The sequence below is a fragment of the Parapedobacter pyrenivorans genome (assembly GCF_014636865.1).
GTDB lineage: Bacteria > Bacteroidota > Bacteroidia > Sphingobacteriales > Sphingobacteriaceae > Parapedobacter > Parapedobacter pyrenivorans.
Map to the genome: position 1 here is coordinate 1563588 of NZ_BMER01000001.1, position 18568 is coordinate 1582155.

Consider the following 18568-nt stretch of genomic DNA (forward strand, 5'->3'; position numbering starts at 1 on the left):
AATTTTTTGACGTCGGCGGGGTGCGTACCCGATCGCTTAGGAAGTGATCGCCAGCAAGCGATCCCTCACCAGCAAGCAGGCGCCCGTGATTCCCGCTTTGTCGCCCAATTGAGAAATGGTGAGCTGCGTATCGTTATTCACCAGACTCAGGGAGTATTTGTTGAGCGAGTTTTTTATGGGTAGCCTGATGTAATCGCCTGTGGCGGCCAAACTGCCACCCAGTATAATCAATTCGGGGTTGAAAAGGTTGACAAGCGTGGCCATACCTTTGCCGATCTTTTCTCCTGCTTCGGTAATGATCTCGATAGCAAGGGTATCATCGCTGTTGGCCGCTTCGATAATATCTTCCAGTTTGATGTCTCCGGGATTAGGGTGTTTGCTCGTAACGATACTGCTGGCTCCTTTGCTGAGCTTTTCCCTGAAAATCCGCACGATAGCCTCACCCGAGGCCTCGGTTTCCAAGCAGCCCTTTTTGCCGCAATGACAAAGGATCTCATTGCTCAGTATCGGGATATGTCCAATCTCGCCGGCAAAGCCCGACTTGCCATAATAGAGTTGACCGTTGACCATGATGCCCATGCCGATGCCGTGGTCGATATTGACGAATAAGACGTCTTTTTCATCCCGGACTGCGCCGTTGCAAAATTCGCCATAGGCCATGGCCCTGGAGTCATTTTCCAAGAAGGTATGGATGCCGATGGCTGTTTCGATGATGCTGCTCAGCGGGTCTTCGTGGAAATTGAAAAAACTATAGCTGTAGCCGGTTTTGTAATTGATGCGTCCGCTGAGGTTGACGCCAATTCCAAGGATTTTTTCGCGTTGTACCGCACTGGAATCAATGAAATCTTGGATAATGGCGCATAATGCATTTAGCGACCGTTCCGTATTGTTTAGCAGATAAGGGATCCCTTCCGTGGCTTTGATGAGATTGCGTCTGAAATCCATAAGGCCGATATTGATGCGGAAATTCTTCACCTCGACGCCCACAAAAAAAGCGGAATTGGGCTCTAGGCCGTAAAGATTCGGCTTACGGCCGACGCCGGAATCGGTTTTTCCATAATCCTTTACCAAATCGTCGGCCATCAGCTCGTTTACGAGTTCGCTGGTCTTGGGTATACTGGTATTGAGTACTTTGCTCAGGTCGGCCAACGTCGCATTGCCGTCGTTAGCAAAATGCGTCAATATCCGCTTTTTGAGCCTGATATTCTTATAGGCAACGCCCGTGAGCTCCGTGCTGTGCAATTCCTCGAAGAAAGTGGTATTCGTTGTCATCAATGGCAACAATTAATTAACGATATACAAACATATGCATTTTTAAAAAAAATTAAAAATATTGTGATAATAAACCCAAAAATGGCCGTTTGTAAGTGCTGGATAGGTAAGTGGATAGATTGTTAATAGGTGATTTGAGATATTAAAGAAAATAAATTATTAATATGTACCTTATTTAAGAAAATAATTTAAAAATAATTTGGATGAATGAAAAATATATTATTATTTAGCAGCCTAAATTATAACCAAGACTAAGTGGGATGTGATTTCGGCAAATCCCAACATGTACAAATAGAAAGAAGAGGATAGTAGATGATTGATGCAGCGGCACTGGCGGAGCTTTATAAAAGCCAGTTATTGGATGATGTTATTCCATTTTGGTTGAAAAATTCGGCTGACGACGAATACGGTGGCTATTTTACCTGCCTAGACCAACGTGGTCGTGTATATGATACCGATAAGTTTGTCTGGTTGCAGGCGAGGCAGGTATGGTGCTTTTCGATGCTGTATAACCAAGTGGCACAACGGCAGGAATGGCTTGACTTTGCGTTATCGGGTGCCAGATTTCTGATGGCTAATGGGCGGGATGCTGCGGGCAATTGGTATTTTGCATTGAATCAAGCAGGTATTCCGCTGACCCAACCTTACAATATCTTCTCGGATTGCTTTGCAGCGATGGCATTCGGCCAGCTGAATAAAGCTACAGGAGATGCGGCACATGCTGAAATCGCCAAACAGACCTTCCATCAAATCCTTCAGCGTAGCAGCAACCCCAAGGGGGCATATAATAAGCAATATCCGGATACACGTTCACTCCAGAACTTTGCCCTCCCGATGATTCTATGCAACCTGGTGCTTGAAATCGAACACCTGCTCGATCCGGGCGTGGTGGAAGAAACCGTCCGCTCCTGTGTCGATACGATAATGGATCGGTTTTACCAGTCGGAATCAGCTGTAATTCTGGAGAACGTTACCCCTGATGGCCGGTTTTCCGACTCTTTCGACGGAAGGCTGGTTAATCCAGGCCACGGGCTGGAAGCCATGTGGTTCGTGATGGACCTTGCAAAACGCTCGGGCAATGCGGAGTTGGCCAGGAAGGCTACTGACATTGCCATACAACTCGTTGAATACGGATGGGATAAAAAGCACGGTGGCATCTTTTATTTCCTCGATGTTAAAGGGAAGCCGCTGCAGCAACTGGAGTGGGATCAGAAACTCTGGTGGGTGCACATCGAAGCAATGATTGCTTTTGCGAAAGGGTATTTGCATACGGGCGACCAGCGTTGCGCATCGTGGTTTTCAAAGCTGCATGGTTATACCTGGTCACATTTTCCGGACGCACAATACGGCGAATGGTACGGTTACCTCAACCGCAGGGGAGAGGTATTGCTACCTTCAAAAGGCGGTAAATGGAAAGGATGCTTTCATGTGCCTCGGGGATTGTTCCAACTGTGGAAGACCATGGAAGCTATTTCGACAAGACAAAAGAAGTTGATGGTTCAGGATAACTAATTATGGCATTCGTACCTGTAAATAGCCCAATGGCGAATGAGACCAATGGACGGTCGTATACACCGGCGTTAATTGTTTTGGCTGTACTGTATTTCATGATGGGGTTCATCACCTGTTTGAATGATACGCTTGTGCCATTTTTTAAAACCGGATTTACGTTGAACTATGCGGAATCGGCGCTGGTACAGTTTTATTTTTTCCTGACGTATGCTGTCATGTCTATCCCTGCTGGAAAGATTGTGGAGAAAGTCGGTTATAAACAGGGAATGGTATTCGGTTTTGCTATAGCAGGGATTGGAGCGCTTTTGTTTTTCCCGGCCGCGTTATTGCATCAGTATCAACTTTTCCTCGGCGCGTTGTTTGTGCTAGCGATTGGCATCGTATTGTTGCAGGTGGCGGCAAACCCGTATATCACCTTGCTCGGCAAACCGGACACCGCCTCGTCGAGGTTAACGCTGATCCAGGGGGTGGGCTCAATCGGTACGACGGTCGCTCCACTGTTTGGCGCACATTTCATTTTATCGAGATTATCCGAATCCAATGCGTCTAGCGATGCGGTCAGCATGCCCTATCTGGCCATCGGCGGGATGCTGTTTTTGATTGCATTGGTTGTTTACTTTTTGGCGTTGCCTAAGGTTGCGAAAGACGAAATGGAGTTGCGACAGCCTAATGGCCGTGCCCGTCAGGGGATCCATACGTTCCGTAACTTGAATTTCGGCTTGGTCGGTATTTTCATGTATGTGGGCGCGGAGGTTGCCATTGGTACGTTCCTGACCAACTACGTTGCCGATCGGCTGGATATCGGGGAGCATTCAGCGAATAACTACGTCGCTTTTTATTGGGGTGGGATGTTGGTTGGCAGGCTGATAGGCTCTGTATTGCTAAAGCTTTTCAAGCCGCAGCATGTGTTGGTGTTTGCTGCTGGCTCCGCTGTTGCTCTTATCCTGTTTTCTGTTTTTTCGAGCGGTTACCTCGCGGTATGGACGATGATTTCCGTCGGGCTCTGCAATTCGGTGATGTTTGCTATTATTTTTTCGTTGTCGGTTCAGGGTCTGGGACGGTACACGACGCAGGCTTCCGGGTTATTATCCACAGCTATTGTAGGTGGCGCGGTGATTCCATACTTACAAGGTGTATTGATCGATGTCAGCGGGTGGGAGCTCGCATTTATATTACCCATGCTGTGTTACGCCTATGTTTGCTATTATGGACTTTATGGGTACCGTGTGCGGAGTCCCGGCAGTTAATCCTTACCTCTTAATGATATAAAAAATCCAATTACACAGACTTGAAAACCATTTTAACTTAAATATATGAAAGAAAAAGATACACGATTATGGCGCATGGGTACGTTGATCGGGCTCGTGCGAATGAGGTGGTTATTGGCCATCGCACTGTATGTGGTATTTGCCGGCCAACCGTTGTCTGCAACAGGGAAAGCATCCCTCCAGGACCAGGTAACGGGGCTTGTGGTCGATTCTTCCCGAACACCGTTAGCTGGTGCCACCGTGCTCATCAAAGGTACAGCGGTGGGAACGCAAACCGATAAAGGCGGCCGGTTTGCTTTTCCGGGCGTCGGAAAGAATGATGTACTTGTCGTTACGTACACAGGATACACTACCCAAGAGGTACAGGTTACCGGATCTGATATGGTGGTGGTGTTAGAAGCAGACCAGTCGGCGTTGGATGAAGTGGTCGTCGTGGCATTTGGTACACAGAAGAAAACGGATATGGTTGGTGCTGTAACGTCAATAAAGCCATCTAGTCTACGTGTTCCATCCAGCAACCTAACCACTGCACTGGCTGGCCAGGCCGCAGGGATTATTGCGTACCAGCGCAGTGGCGAACCCGGGCAGGATAATGCGGATTTTTTTATCCGCGGCGTTACCTCCTTCGGAACGGGTAAGGTAGATCCACTGATATTGATCGATGGTGTTGAGCTGAGTACCACGGAACTCGCGCGGTTACGACCGGACGATATCGAAAGTTTCTCCATTATGAAAGACGCCACCTCTACCGCACTGTATGGTGCGCGCGGTGCCAATGGTGTCATTTTCGTGACCACGAAACAGGGGAAAGAGGGCGCTGCTTCGATTTCCTTCCGTGCAGAGACGTCACTTTCCGCGCCGACTAAAAATGTGGAATTGGCCGATCCGGTAACGTTTATGCGGCTTTACAACGATGCGCAATATGCACGGAATCCGTTTGATGAGCCTTTGTATCCTACGGAAAAGATTGATATGACCGCTGAAGGTGTGAGCCCGGTGATTTTCCCGGCTGTGGACTGGCGGTCTGCATTGTTCAAAAATAACACCCTTAACCATCGCTACAACCTCAATGTTTCCGGGGGTGGGAAAGTAGCCCGGTATTACGTTGCTGGCTCGCTTGCGCAGGATAATGGGGTGCTTCGCGTTGACCCGGTCAGTAACTTCAACAATAACATCGATTTAAAAAGCTATACGCTACGCGCCAATGTAAATGTCAATCTGACGAAATCTACCGAGTTGATCGTACGGCTAAGCGGCAATTTTGATGATTATACCGGGCCTATCCAGGGAGGAAGCGACATTTACAACACGGTGATCCGGACAAATCCGGTTGACTTCCTTCCGTTTTATCCGAAAGATGAAGCGCATCAGCACGTTCAGCACGTCATGTTTGGCGGGGTTTCGGGGAGAGCGTTCCTGAACCCCTATGCAGATATGGTTAAAGGGTATAAGGATTATAACCGGTCATTGATGATGGCCCAAATGGAAATAAAACAAGACCTGTATTTCCTGACCGAAGGGCTGACATTCAGATCCATGTTCAATACGAACCGGATTTCGCGCTTTGACATCGAGCGAGCCTATAAGCCGTTTTTCTATCAACTGGAGTCTTACGATAAGCGGACACTGGATTACGAAGTCGGGGTGTTCAATGAGACAGCGGGGGAGGAATTTCTGAGTTTTACACTCAATCCCGACCTACGTGAGCAGCAAACGGTGTTTTATATGGAGAATGCCTTGAATTATAGCCGGGTATTTAACGAACGGCACAGTCTCAGCGGGATGCTTGTGTCCATTATGCGTTCAGGGATGAATGCAAAGGCAGGTAGCCTGCAGCTTTCTCTGCCATCACGTAATTTTGGCGTGTCGGGCCGCGCTACCTACGCCTTCGATAGCCGTTATTTTGCTGAGTTCAATTTTGGATATAATGGCTCCGAAAGATTCTATAAAGATAAACGGTTCGGCTTTTTCCCTTCATTCGGGTTGGCATGGACGGTATCCAACGAGGAGTTCTGGAAGCCGTTCAAGGATAACGTGAACAACCTGCGACTCCGTGCTACCTATGGATTGGTGGGTAATGACGCGATCGGCGAGGCAACGGATCGTTTCTTCTACCTTTCAAACGTTGAAATGAACGCGGACTACCGTGGCTTCGCATTCGGCCGCGAATCCGGACGATTCTTGAACGGCATTGACATTACCCGGTACTCAAATATTGATATTACGTGGGAGAAATCGCAGAAACTGAACCTTGCACTTGAACTTGGACTATTCAACAAAATAACCGTGCAAGCCGATTATTTCAGGGAGAAGCGATCCAATATCTTGATGGACCGGGCTGATATCCCGTCGACGATGGGACTGACTGCGCCGGTACGTGCGAATGTTGGTGAGGCGGAGGGGCAGGGCATCGACGTATCCGTCGATTACGCGCATAGCTTTTCAAACGGACTTTGGTTACAGGCAAGGGGAAACTTTACCTATGCGACGAATAAGTACCTCACCTACGAAGAACCGCAATACGAGCAGGAATGGTGGAAATCGCGTATCGGATATCCACTGAGCCAACAATGGGGCTTTATTGCCGAGCGATTGTTTGTGGATGATAATGAGGTAAATAACTCCCCCGCACAGAATTTTGGGACCAAGAACGTGGCCGGTGATATCAAATACAAGGACGTTAATGGTGACGGTGAAATCACCGCCTTGGATATGGTGCCCATTGGCTATCCTACGGTTCCCGAAATTATCTATGGAGGCGGCTTTTCCATTGGCTTCAAGAATTTTGACTTGTCGGCGTTTTTCCAGGGTTCCGCTTATTCTTCGTTCTGGACGGGAGGGACAGCCTGGAACGCAGCGACCGGAGGGTATATTACCGGACCTGCGAACGTCGAACCTTTTGTGGGAGGAAAGCAGATCATCAAGGCGTACGCGGATAGCCATTATTCGTTGGAAAATCCCGATCTGTACGCACGGTGGCCAAGGTTTAGTACCGAGTCTCAGCAGAACAACACGCAGTTGAGCACCTGGTGGTTGAATAACGGGGCGTTTCTGCGGCTTAAGCAGGTTGAAATGGGTTATTCACTTCCTCAGCGACTTGCAGAGCGGATGTATATGAAGAACCTACGTCTTTACGTCAGTGGATCCAATCTGTTTTTGATCAGTGGCTTTAAGCTATGGGACGTAGAGATGGGCGGAAATGGACTGGGCTATCCGCTCCAACGTGTCTATAACCTCGGTATAAACCTTACTTTCTAGAAAATACAGCAATGAACGCAATCAAAACGATTATATGCGGTGCAGTTTTATCGCTAACAGTATCCTGTCAAAAATACCTGGATATTGTCCCCGATAATATTGCCACGGTTGAATATGCTTTCCGTATGCGGGTAACCGCAGAAAAGTACCTGTTTACCTGCTACTCCTTCCTGCCAAGAATGGGCGACATGTACCAAAATCCAGCCATGTTCGGCGGCGATGAACTCTGGCTTTCGGCAGATAAGTCATGGTGGCCAAACTGGGTGGTCGCCCTGGGGAACCAAAACGTGAATAATCCGGTATTGGATTATTGGAACGGTGCCAATTCCGCTATGGCATTGTGGACTGGCATTAGCCAATGCAATATCTTTCTCGAGCATATCGATCAAGTTCCCGATATGGACGATCGCGAAAAGGCACAATGGGCGGCGGAAGCAAAATTTCTAAAGGCCTATTATCATTTTTTCTTGCTGCGGATGTATGGACCTATTCCGATCATCGATGAGAATCTGCCGATTTCGGCATCGGGAGAGGAAGTCCGTGTCATCCGGAGGCCTGTCGACGAAGTGTTTGAATATGTTGTTAACCTGCTGGATGAACTTGCGCCGGATTTGCCAAACGAGGTGCGTGACGAAAACTCCGAACTGGGCAGAATTACGAAACCCATCGCGATCGGAATGAAGGCGAAAGTGCTTACCTATGCGGCTAGCCCGCTGTTTAATGGAAATACGGACTATGCCGGGTTCACCAATCGTGACGGCATCCCGTTGTTCAATACAACCTACAGCGCTGAAAAATGGGTTCGGGCTGCCGAGGCCTGTAAAGCGGCAATCGAGCTATGCCACTCGCTTGGTTATGCGTTGTATGAATTTGAAGGGAGCCAACAGACACGCAATATTTCCGCTGACACCAAACTTCATCTAACCACCAGAGGGACGATTACTGAGCGGTGGAATAATGAAATTATCTGGGCGAATACGGGAAGTACAACGCGTGACCTGCAAGTATGGGCTGCCCCCAGGGTCTTGGAACCGTCACACGTCGGTAACCAGGAGCCCAATGGCAGTATCGGTGTGACGATGAAAGTTGTCAACCTCTTCTATTCGAAAAACGGTGTGCCCATTGATGAAGATGTGACGTACAACTATTCGGAACGCTACGCCTTGCGGACAAGTACTGCCAGTGAAAAATACCAGATCAAAGAAGGATACACCACGTCCCAGCTGAATTTCGACCGGGAACCACGGTTTTATGGTACACTGGGCTTTGATGGCGGTGTTTGGTACGGGCAGGGACGGTTTGACGATAATGACCCTTACTACCTGCAGATCAAGAAAGAACAGATAGGCGGTAAGATTCAGGTGGGGTGGCACTCGGTAACCGGATACTATGCAAAGAAGTGGATTAATTATACGAATACGTCGGTAAATACGGGCACATATACGTCAATCAATTGGCCTTGGGTGATGCTTCGCTTGGCGGATTTATACCTGCTTTATGCGGAAGCGCTTAATGAGGCCCAAGGGCCGAATCCAGAGAGCATTCGTTACGTCGACCTGGTCAGGGAAAAGGCTGGTCTGGATGGGGTGGTCGATTCATGGGCCAATTTTTCCAAAAATCCGCAAAAGCCGTCAACCGTGGGTGGGTTGCGGGAAATCATTCACCGTGAGCGGAATATTGAACTCGCTTTAGAAAGTCAGCGGTTTTGGGACCTCCGCCGGTGGAAGACCGCCCCGGAGGAATTGAATCAGTCGATTTCGGGTTGGGATGTCGACCAGGTCACTCCAGAGGCATACTATCGTGTGCGTATACTGTACGATCAAACGTTCGGGCTTAAAGATTATTTCTGGCCAATCAGGGAGAACGATCTGATCGTGAATAAAAATCTTACTCAAAACCCCGGTTGGTAATTGAACGACGGAAATTTTGTATTAATCAAGAAATTGAATAGGCAATGAAAAAGAAACAATTAACGTTCATGATCGCCGGCTTTCTGCTGATTGTAGCAGGTTGTAAGGATACGGCGATGGGACCGTTGGCAACGAACGGCGATATACCGGGAGTTATTTCCAATTTACAAGTGACGAATGTAGCAGGTGGTGCAAAGATTACCTATACGCTGCCTGATGACGAAGATGTGTTGTATGTCGTCGCCGAATTTATATCCGCATCGGGAGCGGCACGCACAGTGAAAGCATCCGCTTATACAAACTATATCATATTGGATGGCTTTGCTGATACCCAGCCCAGAGAAGTAACCCTCTACGCAGTTAACCGCTCAGAAAGCCGGTCCAAGCCGGTGGCTGTAAACATCAACCCGCTCAAAGCCAATCTGCATGTCGTGTATGAGTCGCTGAAAGTGCGGGAAACTTTCGGAGGAATCAATGCATTGTTTACCAATGATGAAAGTGGTGAGTATGTTTTTTATACGCTGATCAAAGATGAAGATGGTGGATGGGTCTCTTATGACCGGCTTTATACCAACGCCAAGGAACGGGACTATTCCGTCAGAGGACTGGAATCCGAACCAACCGACTTTGCGTTTTTCTTTACCGATAAATGGAAAAACTCGTCGGATACACTTTTTACAACGATGACCCCCTTGTTTGAGGTAGCACTCGACAAGTCAAAATGGAAACATCTTCCCTTGCCAAACGATACGTATGTCCCGGAGTTCGCTGATTGGCGGGTCGAAAACCTATGGGATGGAACGACAGGGTTGATTTTTTACGTAAAACCAAATTTGGAAGACTTAGCACTGCCCAACTGGTTTACGATTGACCTGGGTCAGGAAGCGAAGTTCAGCCGTATCCGGGTGAACCAGTTGTCCCATAACGATGCTTGGATGTTCCAGGGCGGCGCCCCCAAGGAGTTTGAGGTGTATGGCAGTAATGCCCCTGCAGCAGATGGTAGCTGGGACAGTTGGACGTTGTTGTCTGAATACGAGTCTGTTAAACCTTCCGGGCGCCCATTAGGCGATTTATCCAATGAGGATAGGGCTGTAGCCATAGCGGGGGAAGATTTTACGTTTCCACTGGAAGTGGATTCGTACCGCTATATCCGTTTCAAAACCAAGCGGACGTATGGTGGTAACTTGAATGTGATGATCGCGGAGTTGACACTCTGGGGGCAACCGGTAAACTGAGTTTAGATACACAAAACAAGACTAATCATGAAAACCAATCAAATGCGATTGCATATAACGGGTCTTTCCACTGTCATTATTGGGCTGTTGGCAATCGTCAGCTGCAAAAAGATGGATGACCAATATCGGGCATTCATCGAAGGTGGCGAAACCATCTATGTAGGAAAGACAGACTCCTTGGCTGTCCATGGTGGAAACGGCCGGGTGGAGGTTTCCTGGCTGCTGATCTCCGATCCCAAGGTAACCGGGTATCGGTTATTCTGGAACAACGGTAAAGACTCCTTACAAGGCGATCTCTCGAAAACATCGACAATCGATACCGTACGCGTAACCATTACGGATCTAGCCGAGGGTATTCATCATTTTGATGTCTTCCTGTTCGACCGCTACGGTAATTCTTCAGTTAAATCTTCCATTAGTGGAAAGTCGTACGGGGAGCGTTACCAGCGTTCCCTGTTGAATCGGGCATACCGAACGATTCGACGGATAGGCAATGATTTGGAAATCGGTTGGATGCCTGCAGATAATACGATGGCCGATGTTGAACTCCACTATGTGGCGGAAAATGGCGAAAATGTTGTACATCAAGTAGCGCCATACCGGGTCCTGGATACGTTGTCTAACTTTCCGCGGGCTGGGAAATTTACCTATCGGACAGCCTTCCTACCGGAAGCAGCTGCATTGGATACGTTCTATTCGGAGCAAGAGGTCTTTCAGGAGGTGCTTGAGGAAGCATTGCTCGACAAAGCCGTGTGGTCACTCAACGCCTTGCCATCTGATACGTACCTGCCGGAATTCAATGATTGGAAAATCGAGAACCTCTGGGATAATCAGATTAGCAGTCCCAACTTCTTTTACATGAATCCCAATCTCCCTGAGCTGTCGCTTCCCAATTGGTTTACCTTGGATTTAGGCTACGCAAGCCGACTGACAAAAATCACGGTAAACCAGCTCTCCCATGATCCCTATTGGATGTTTAATGTTGGTGCTCCTAAACAATTTGAAATCTATGGTAGCAATGATCCAGCTTCAGACGGTAGCTGGGATAGCTGGACGCTCTTGGGTACGTTCGAGTCTGTGAAGCCTTCCGGTTTGCCTGTTGGCGAAGTATCCGAACAAGACGCAGCCATTGCCGTTGCAGGTGAAACGTTTAATTTCCCAGCTACGGATAAGTTCTACCAATACATTCGGTTTAAGACAAACGCCACGTGGGGCGGCAACCTGAATGTCATGATCGCGGAATTAACATTTTGGGGTTATCAATAAATGATGAACATCACCTATACAATTGTGGCTTGTTTGCTGACATTGGCTTCAGGCTGCAAGAAGGAAAAGCGGGTATCGACGGCAGATGAAACGTACGTCATTCCCAGCGAAAAGTTAGCGGCTATACACGCGGATGATGTAACCATCCAGATTGATCCGGGGTTTGCCTACTATCAAAACCGTTCGGCACAAAGCATAGCGGAAGAGGTGAAACTTGCTGGATTCAAGGCCGTCCATTATTTCGTGGTCAATGAAAATCAGGTGAATGGCGACCTGATTGATGCATTCCATAATGAAGGGATGCGTGTCTGGCTGATGACGTTAGGGAATGGTACCTATTCGACAGCTGGGTACCCCGCGGGATGGGAACAGTGGAAAATGGGGCTGAATAATAGCATCAATGGGGCTGCTGGTTTTACATTTCTATCGCCTTTCAACACAGACTTTGTTTCGTGGAAAAAGCGGAGCTTAGTTAAGCTAATGACAACTTATCCGTTTGATGGCTTGGAATTGGCTGAAGCTTATTTTCCAGAATGGGAGGCCATCGCGAAAGGAACTTACGGAGATGTCGGTCCGCTTGCGCAACTGGCTTTCAAAACGCAGTATGGTCTGGATATGCCGAATTTTTCGGATCCCTCGGCTGAGGATTACTATACGAAAAAGCCGGAGGTTTATCAGCAATGGGTTGATTTCAGAGTTAATGCGGTGAATCAGTTCCTTAACGAGTTGATTAACGGCGAGGGCGGCGTACGGGACGCTAGGCCGGATGCGCTGGTTGCCACGTGGAGTCTCGCGATCGATGCTGGCCCGAAGTCGTTTGAACGGCTTAGGGAAGACCAGGGACTGGATGCCGCTGCTATGGTCAGCATGGTAAAGCCGGATGTCCATTATTTTCAGACGCATTGGCCGGACTGGGTGAAGACCGAAGCGCAGCTTCCACCCGATTACATGCGGCATTACCAAGGGTTTGTGGACCAGCTTAAAGCGGTGCATCCCAACGTGCCGATTGGTGTTCAAGCCGATATCGGTTCGGCAAAAAACATGATCAAATCGGCCTATTGGGTCAGGGAATTTAATAAGGCCGCATCACAGCACAGTTATGCTACCTGGACAAGTTATGAATACCATCTCGGTGGCTATATCTATACCGAACCCCCTGTGCCCAAAGCCGCCAAGCGAACTGACGGAAAATCCATCGTGATTTCATTCAGCAAACGGATAGACAGTGCTACGGGTGAAGATCCGTTGAACTTTTCCTTTTCACAGCGTCAGAATCCTGTTTCAGTAACGATATCATCCGTAAAAGTGGATGGTAACCGCATCAAGATAACTGCGGATGATTTTCCTGCCAGCTCTTTTGATATTCATTTTAAACAGATTGAGGACACGCCTGATCTGTGGTTTCATAAGGGGTTTTCCGCTCATCAGGTGGATGCGAACTCAACAATCACGATTGAGTAAGGATATTTTTAAGGCAATCCGTCTTGGACAGTCCCAACGAATTCGAAGGCCGAGGCTAGTCTTTTTGAATACGGAATAGAATAATAGATGGAGAATAGCAAAATGAAGAAGAACAAAATAAGGCAATTAAGTCTTTTTCTTATTATTTTCGGAGTCCATTGGTTTGCTTGTTCGGCGAGCCATAGCCAAGTGAAGCGGGGAACGGAAGCACTGCTTATCAGTAAAGAACACTTAAAAGATAAAATAAAAGGCGGCTGGGCTGGACAGACCATTGGGGTCACGTTTGGTTGGCCAACGGAGTTTCAATATCTGGGTACGTACATTCAGGATGATCAGCGTATTCCGTGGCACGATGATTACGTCAATGAAGCCATGACGGCATTCCCAGGGCTATATGATGATGTCTATGTGGATTTGACGTTTGTAGAAGTGTTCGAAAAGTCGGGTATCGATGCGCCTTTGGAGGTGTTTGCGGACGCATTTGCCAGTAAAGAATACCAGTTGTGGCATGCTAACCAGGCCGGGCGATATAATCTGCAGAACGGCGTGCCAGCAGATCGGGCCGGCCATTGGTTGCATAACCCACATGCCGATGACATCGACTTTCAAATCGAAGCCGATTTTGCAGGGTTGATGAGCCCCGGGATGCCAGGCGCGGCGACAGGCGTGGCCGATAAAATCGGCCGGTTGGTTAATTCGGGTGATGGACTATATGGCGGGGTCTATGTAGCCAACCTTTATGCGTTGGCATTCGTGCACGACAATATTCCGTTTATCGTGAAAGACGCGTTACAGGCCATTCCTGCGCAAAGTAATTTTTACAAATGTATTTCGGATGTTATCCGTTGGCATGGCCAATACCCTACTGATTGGAAGCAAACTTGGTTTGAACTGCAGAAGAAGTGGGCAACAGAGGTGGGATGTCCGAGCGGCGTGTTCCATCCGCTTAATATCGATGCGAAATTGAATGCCGCCTACGTGGTCATGGGTTTATTGTATGGAGGCGGAGATTTTACGCAGACGATTGAAATTGCCACACGGGTGGGACAGGATTCGGATTGCAATCCGGCTACTGCATTCGGCGTGCTTGGTGTCGTAAAGGGATACAGCCAGATCCCGGCATATTGGTTAGCTCCACTACAGCGGGCCGAACATCGCAAATTCAGCTACACGAACCTTTCATTGGCGGAAGTGTACGAAGTCGGATACCAACATGCATTAGCATCAGTTGCCTTCCATGGCGGGGATACTACCGGCAATACCGTTAAGATGCCAGAGATGGCGGTTAAGGCGGTCGAATTTGAAGAAAATTTCGCTGGTCATTTTCCGGTCGAGCTAAAGCCGCTCGGTACGGTGTTTTCTGATAATTATGTTTTTGAAGTGGACGGTATCGGTTTTGTCGTCCGCGGTTATGCGGCGAAGAAATCGGCAGATGCCCCGGATCACGTGTTACGGGCCGGATTGTATATCGACGGAAAGGAAGTGGAACAGGCCGATTTCCCGACCGACCCCATAAAGTCGCGCGCGGATCTGTTCTGGAGGTATCAATTGGCAAAAGGGAACCATCAAGTAGAAATCAAGGTGCTGAATCCACATCCCGCGTATGAATTCCGTACCGTAGATTGCCTGGTTTACCGTGATGAACCGAACCGGGGGATGCGGGTAATGAAATGAATGGAGTAACTTTTAATCAACATAGCAATAACAGCATGAGTAGAAGATTAGATAGAAAATCGTTTATCCGGTCTGTGGCGGTTGCCGGAATCGGATTAGGTATGCTGGGACGATATGGTTTGCAGGCGAAATCATTTGCCCCTATCACCGGGAAACGGATAGGCATCATCGGGCTGGACACTTCACATAGTGAAGTCTTCTGCCGGATGATCAACGAAATGGGGGCAGAGGGACTGGGCTACCGGGTCACCGTGGCTTATCACCCTGCTTCCAACCGGGATGTATTGAATCTGGTGCCGTCGGTTTCGAAAGCGTTGACCGATGCCGGTGTCACGTTGGTAAACAGCATGGATGCATTGCTGGATGCTTGCGATGTAGTACTGTTGGAAACCATCGAAGGAGGACCGCACCTCGAACAGGTATTACCGGTCTTTGAAGCAAAGAAACGAGTGTTTATCGATAAGCCGCTCGCTGCGTCGTTACCTGGAGCCCGGGCGATTGCATCGGCCTCCGAACGGTACGGTACCCCGTTTTTTTCGTCGTCTTCCCTGCGTTTTGATCCGAACGTACAGCAGGTGATGCAAGGTTCGGTAGGCAAGGTAAACGGAGCCGATGTTTATACACCGGCAGAGTTGGAAGAAAGTCACTTGGATATGGCTTGGTATGCGATACACGGTTTGGAGATGTTGTACGCGGTATTGGGGCCGGGCTGCCAGCAGGTATCGCGTATTTATACACCGGAGGCCGATGTCGTCACCGGGGTATGGGCAGATGGTCGTATCGGTACGGTGCGGGGCGTCCGTAAATGGCCTGTGGGCATAGCAGGTACGGCTTTTGGTGAAAAGGGGACAGCTCCGCTGGGGCCATTTTCCGATCAGGCTTACCGCGGATTGATCACTCAAATTATACAGTTTTTTGATACGGGAATTGCCCCGGTAAAGCCGGCGGATACCTTGGAGATGTTCGCATTCATGGAGGCAGCGGACCGCAGTAGAAAACGTAATGGAAAGGCGGTAGCACTCGATGTATAGCCTGGCTTGGAAATGGATTATGAAGGTTTTTATTCCGCTATATTGTATTAGCTTTTTAGTGCTGACGGCATGTGTCGGCGGTTCGGGATTCCGTCCAACGGTAGCCCCCGATAGCAGCCGTTACACGCGTACGGTGCTGGCCGAGGGACTGGATGAGCCCATGGAGATGGTTATCCTCCCTGGCAACGACGTGCTGTTTGTGGAGCGTAAAGGGGGGGTGCGGCTTTACAAGGACGCGACAAAGGAGCTACGCACGGTTGCCAATTTCGAAGTGTTTAGCGGAATCGAGGATGGCTTGCTCGGGGTTGTCGCCGATCCGGATTACGAAAGGAACCACTGGCTCTATTTTTATTATGCAGTGGCAGGCGACAGCGCTGTTAACCGGCTATCGCGCTTTGAGTTCCGCAACGATAGCCTATCCAGACCAAGCGAAACTGTTATTCTGGAGATACCTACCCAGCGAATTTACTGCTGCCATTCCGCTGGCTACCTGAAGTTTGATAAGCAGGGGAACCTCTATCTTTCTACGGGAGACAACACGAACGCCGAGGAGACCGAAGGGTATACACCGGTGGACGAGCGTGCGGGGCGTGGCCTGGCTGACGATCAGGCAACTGCAGCCAATACCAACGACCTGCGTGGCAAGATACTGCGTATAAAACCATTGCCGCAGGGTGGATACGCAATCCCAGAAGGTAACCTTTTTGCCAAAGGCACACCGAAGACCCGCCCTGAAATCTATGCGATGGGTATCCGCAATCCTTACCGGTTCAGTATCGACGCCGAAACGGGTTACCTGTATTTCGGCGAGGTGGGCCCGGATACGCAGGTGGAGGCACCCGATGGGGAGAAGATGAGCTACGATGAGATCAATCAGGTGCGGGAGCCCGGGTTTTTCGGGTGGCCGTATTTTCTGGGGAATAACGATGTATTTCCCAAGTATAATTACGAAACGAAGGCGGAGGAGCCGGGCAAAGATCCCGCAAACCCAATCAACGAATCACCGAATAATACGGGGTTACGAGAGCTTCCCCCGGCGCAGCCTGCCATGATCTGGTATGGCAAGACCAACTCAAAATATTTTCCGCTGGTGGGCAATGGCGGGGCCAGCGCCATGGCAGGTCCGGTGTTTTATAGCAAACATTTCAAGAACGCGCCGTATAAGCTATCGGACTATTACGATGGCAAGCTGTTTATCTACGAATGGATCCGGGGCTGGATCATGGCTGTCAGCTTTGACGAGCAGGGGAATTTTGCCGGCATGGAGCCATTTCTGGATCATTGGAAGTTTGATGCACCGGTGGATATGCAGTTTGCACCCGATGGGGCCATCTACCTGTTGGAATACGGCACGAATTGGTTTGCTAAGAATACCAATGCACGGCTGATCCGTATCGAATATGCGGAGGGTAACCGGAATCCCATCCCCGCCATAACAATGGATAGTCAATATGGAGCTGCACCATTCACCGTACAATTATCATCGGCAGGAACCATCGATCACGACGGGTCGGACCAACTGGATTATCATTGGGAGATTGATGGAGAGGCCTATACGGGCCCGACGGTTTCACACACGTTTTCGGCCAATGGCAACCATAAGGTAGTCCTTACCGTAACGGATGGCCATGGGGGGAGCGGAGAAACCCAGCGCATGGTTTATGTGGGTAATACGCCACCCGAGGTGCGGATTTCCACCAAGGGCAACCGCAGTTTCTATTGGGATGATTCGGCACTGGACTACCGGGTATTTATTACCGACAAGGAAGAGCAGGTCGATCCGGAACGGATATCGGTTTCTTTCGGCTATATTCCCCATGGTAAGGATGCGGCTATCGTGTTGACAAATGGACAGGACGCGGCTAGTTTCCAATATCTCAAGGGGCAAACGCTCATTTCGAGCTTGGATTGTAAATCTTGTCATTCCGTGGATCAGGAATCGGTAGGGCCGACATACACGGCCATCGCCAAGCGGTATGCGCGCCAGGATGGCGCCACGGAGTTCCTAGCGGGCAAGATCATCCAAGGCGGCAGTGGGAACTGGGGAGAGCGGGCAATGTCGCCACATCCCGAACTGGCGCGTGAAGATGCGGTCGAGGTGGTCAACTACATCCGTTCGCTTTCATCTAAGGGAGAGAAGCTGCCGTTGCAGGGAGAACTGCCACTAACGGCACATCAGGGCCAGGAAGGCGTTTATCTGCTTACGGCATCTTACCGCGACGGGGGCGCAAATGGCATCGACGCTTTGGTGGCAAGAGATTATGTGTCGCTCCGGTATCCGTTGTTGCAGGCGGAGGATTTTGATGCGGGCAATGTAGCCATTGCGACTGTCACGACGGCTTTCATGGCCTATGTTTACGGCATCGTCCACGATACATACATTCGGTTCAATGCGATCGACCTTTCAGGCGTTGCGCGCATGGGCTTCCGGGTGCAGCCGAACGGGTCTGGCGGGAACATCGTAGTACGGCAGGGCAGTAAGGACGGACCTGTTGTCTGTACCGTAACCGTACCCGCTGGACAGTACAGCGGTGCTGAGGACGGCTGGCAGGAGCTGTCAGCATCCGTAAAGGGAGAACTTGACAATAAAGACCTCTACCTGACATTTGAGAACCCTAGTGCGACTACGCACCTGTTCCATCTCGATTGGCTTAAATTCTACCGGAAACCATAATGGGAAC

11 protein-coding genes are annotated in these 18568 nt (G+C 49.3%); 10 read left to right on the top strand and 1 reads right to left on the bottom strand.

What is annotated here, in order from left to right:
- Positions 1 to 36: 36 nt before the first annotated feature.
- Complete coding sequence (locus IEV98_RS06195; protein WP_188505009.1) at positions 37 to 1272, bottom strand: ROK family transcriptional regulator; 1236 nt, start codon at positions 1270 to 1272, stop codon at positions 37 to 39.
- Positions 1273 to 1584: 312 nt separating this feature from the next.
- On the opposite strand from IEV98_RS06195, the gene IEV98_RS06200 reads away from it, so the two are divergent.
- The 10 genes from IEV98_RS06200 (at position 1585) to IEV98_RS06245 (ending at position 18561) form a co-directional block, all read left to right on the top strand.
- On the top strand, positions 1585 to 2784 hold the full coding sequence (locus tag IEV98_RS06200; protein WP_188505010.1) for a n-acyl-d-glucosamine 2-epimerase: 1200 nt from the start codon (positions 1585 to 1587) through the stop codon (positions 2782 to 2784).
- Positions 2785 to 2786: 2 nt separating this feature from the next.
- The gene (locus IEV98_RS06205) at positions 2787 to 4031 is read left to right on the top strand and encodes a sugar MFS transporter (protein ID WP_188505011.1); all 1245 of its coding nucleotides are present in this window, start codon (positions 2787 to 2789) and stop codon (positions 4029 to 4031) included.
- Positions 4032 to 4097: 66 nt separating this feature from the next.
- Positions 4098 to 7310 (top strand): SusC/RagA family TonB-linked outer membrane protein, encoded by a 3213-nt coding sequence (locus tag IEV98_RS06210; protein WP_229738603.1) that lies wholly within the window; start codon positions 4098 to 4100, stop codon positions 7308 to 7310.
- 11 nt (positions 7311 to 7321) lie between these two features.
- A complete protein-coding gene (locus tag IEV98_RS06215) occupies positions 7322 to 9220 on the top strand; it encodes a RagB/SusD family nutrient uptake outer membrane protein (protein WP_188505012.1) in 1899 nt (632 codons plus the stop codon).
- A gap of 44 nt (positions 9221 to 9264) precedes the next feature.
- Positions 9265 to 10455, top strand: coding sequence for a DUF5000 domain-containing lipoprotein (locus IEV98_RS06220; RefSeq protein WP_188505013.1), 1191 nt, complete (start codon positions 9265 to 9267; stop codon positions 10453 to 10455).
- Between the two features lie 27 nt (positions 10456 to 10482).
- On the top strand, positions 10483 to 11721 hold the full coding sequence (locus tag IEV98_RS06225; protein ID WP_188505014.1) for a DUF4998 domain-containing protein: 1239 nt from the start codon (positions 10483 to 10485) through the stop codon (positions 11719 to 11721).
- Positions 11722 to 13182 carry an N-acyl-D-glucosamine 2-epimerase gene (locus IEV98_RS06230; protein ID WP_188505015.1) on the top strand — a complete coding sequence of 487 codons (1461 nt, stop codon included), beginning with the start codon at positions 11722 to 11724 and terminating at the stop codon, positions 13180 to 13182.
- Positions 13183 to 13284: 102 nt separating this feature from the next.
- A complete protein-coding gene (locus IEV98_RS06235) occupies positions 13285 to 14856 on the top strand; it encodes an ADP-ribosylglycohydrolase family protein (protein WP_188505016.1) in 1572 nt (523 codons plus the stop codon).
- A 35-nt stretch (positions 14857 to 14891) separates the two neighbouring features.
- Complete coding sequence (locus IEV98_RS06240; protein ID WP_188505017.1) at positions 14892 to 15887, top strand: Gfo/Idh/MocA family protein; 996 nt, start codon at positions 14892 to 14894, stop codon at positions 15885 to 15887.
- Between the two features lie 19 nt (positions 15888 to 15906).
- Positions 15907 to 18561 carry a PQQ-dependent sugar dehydrogenase gene (locus tag IEV98_RS06245; RefSeq protein WP_188505018.1) on the top strand — a complete coding sequence of 885 codons (2655 nt, stop codon included), beginning with the start codon at positions 15907 to 15909 and terminating at the stop codon, positions 18559 to 18561.
- Positions 18562 to 18568: the final 7 nt, after the last annotated feature.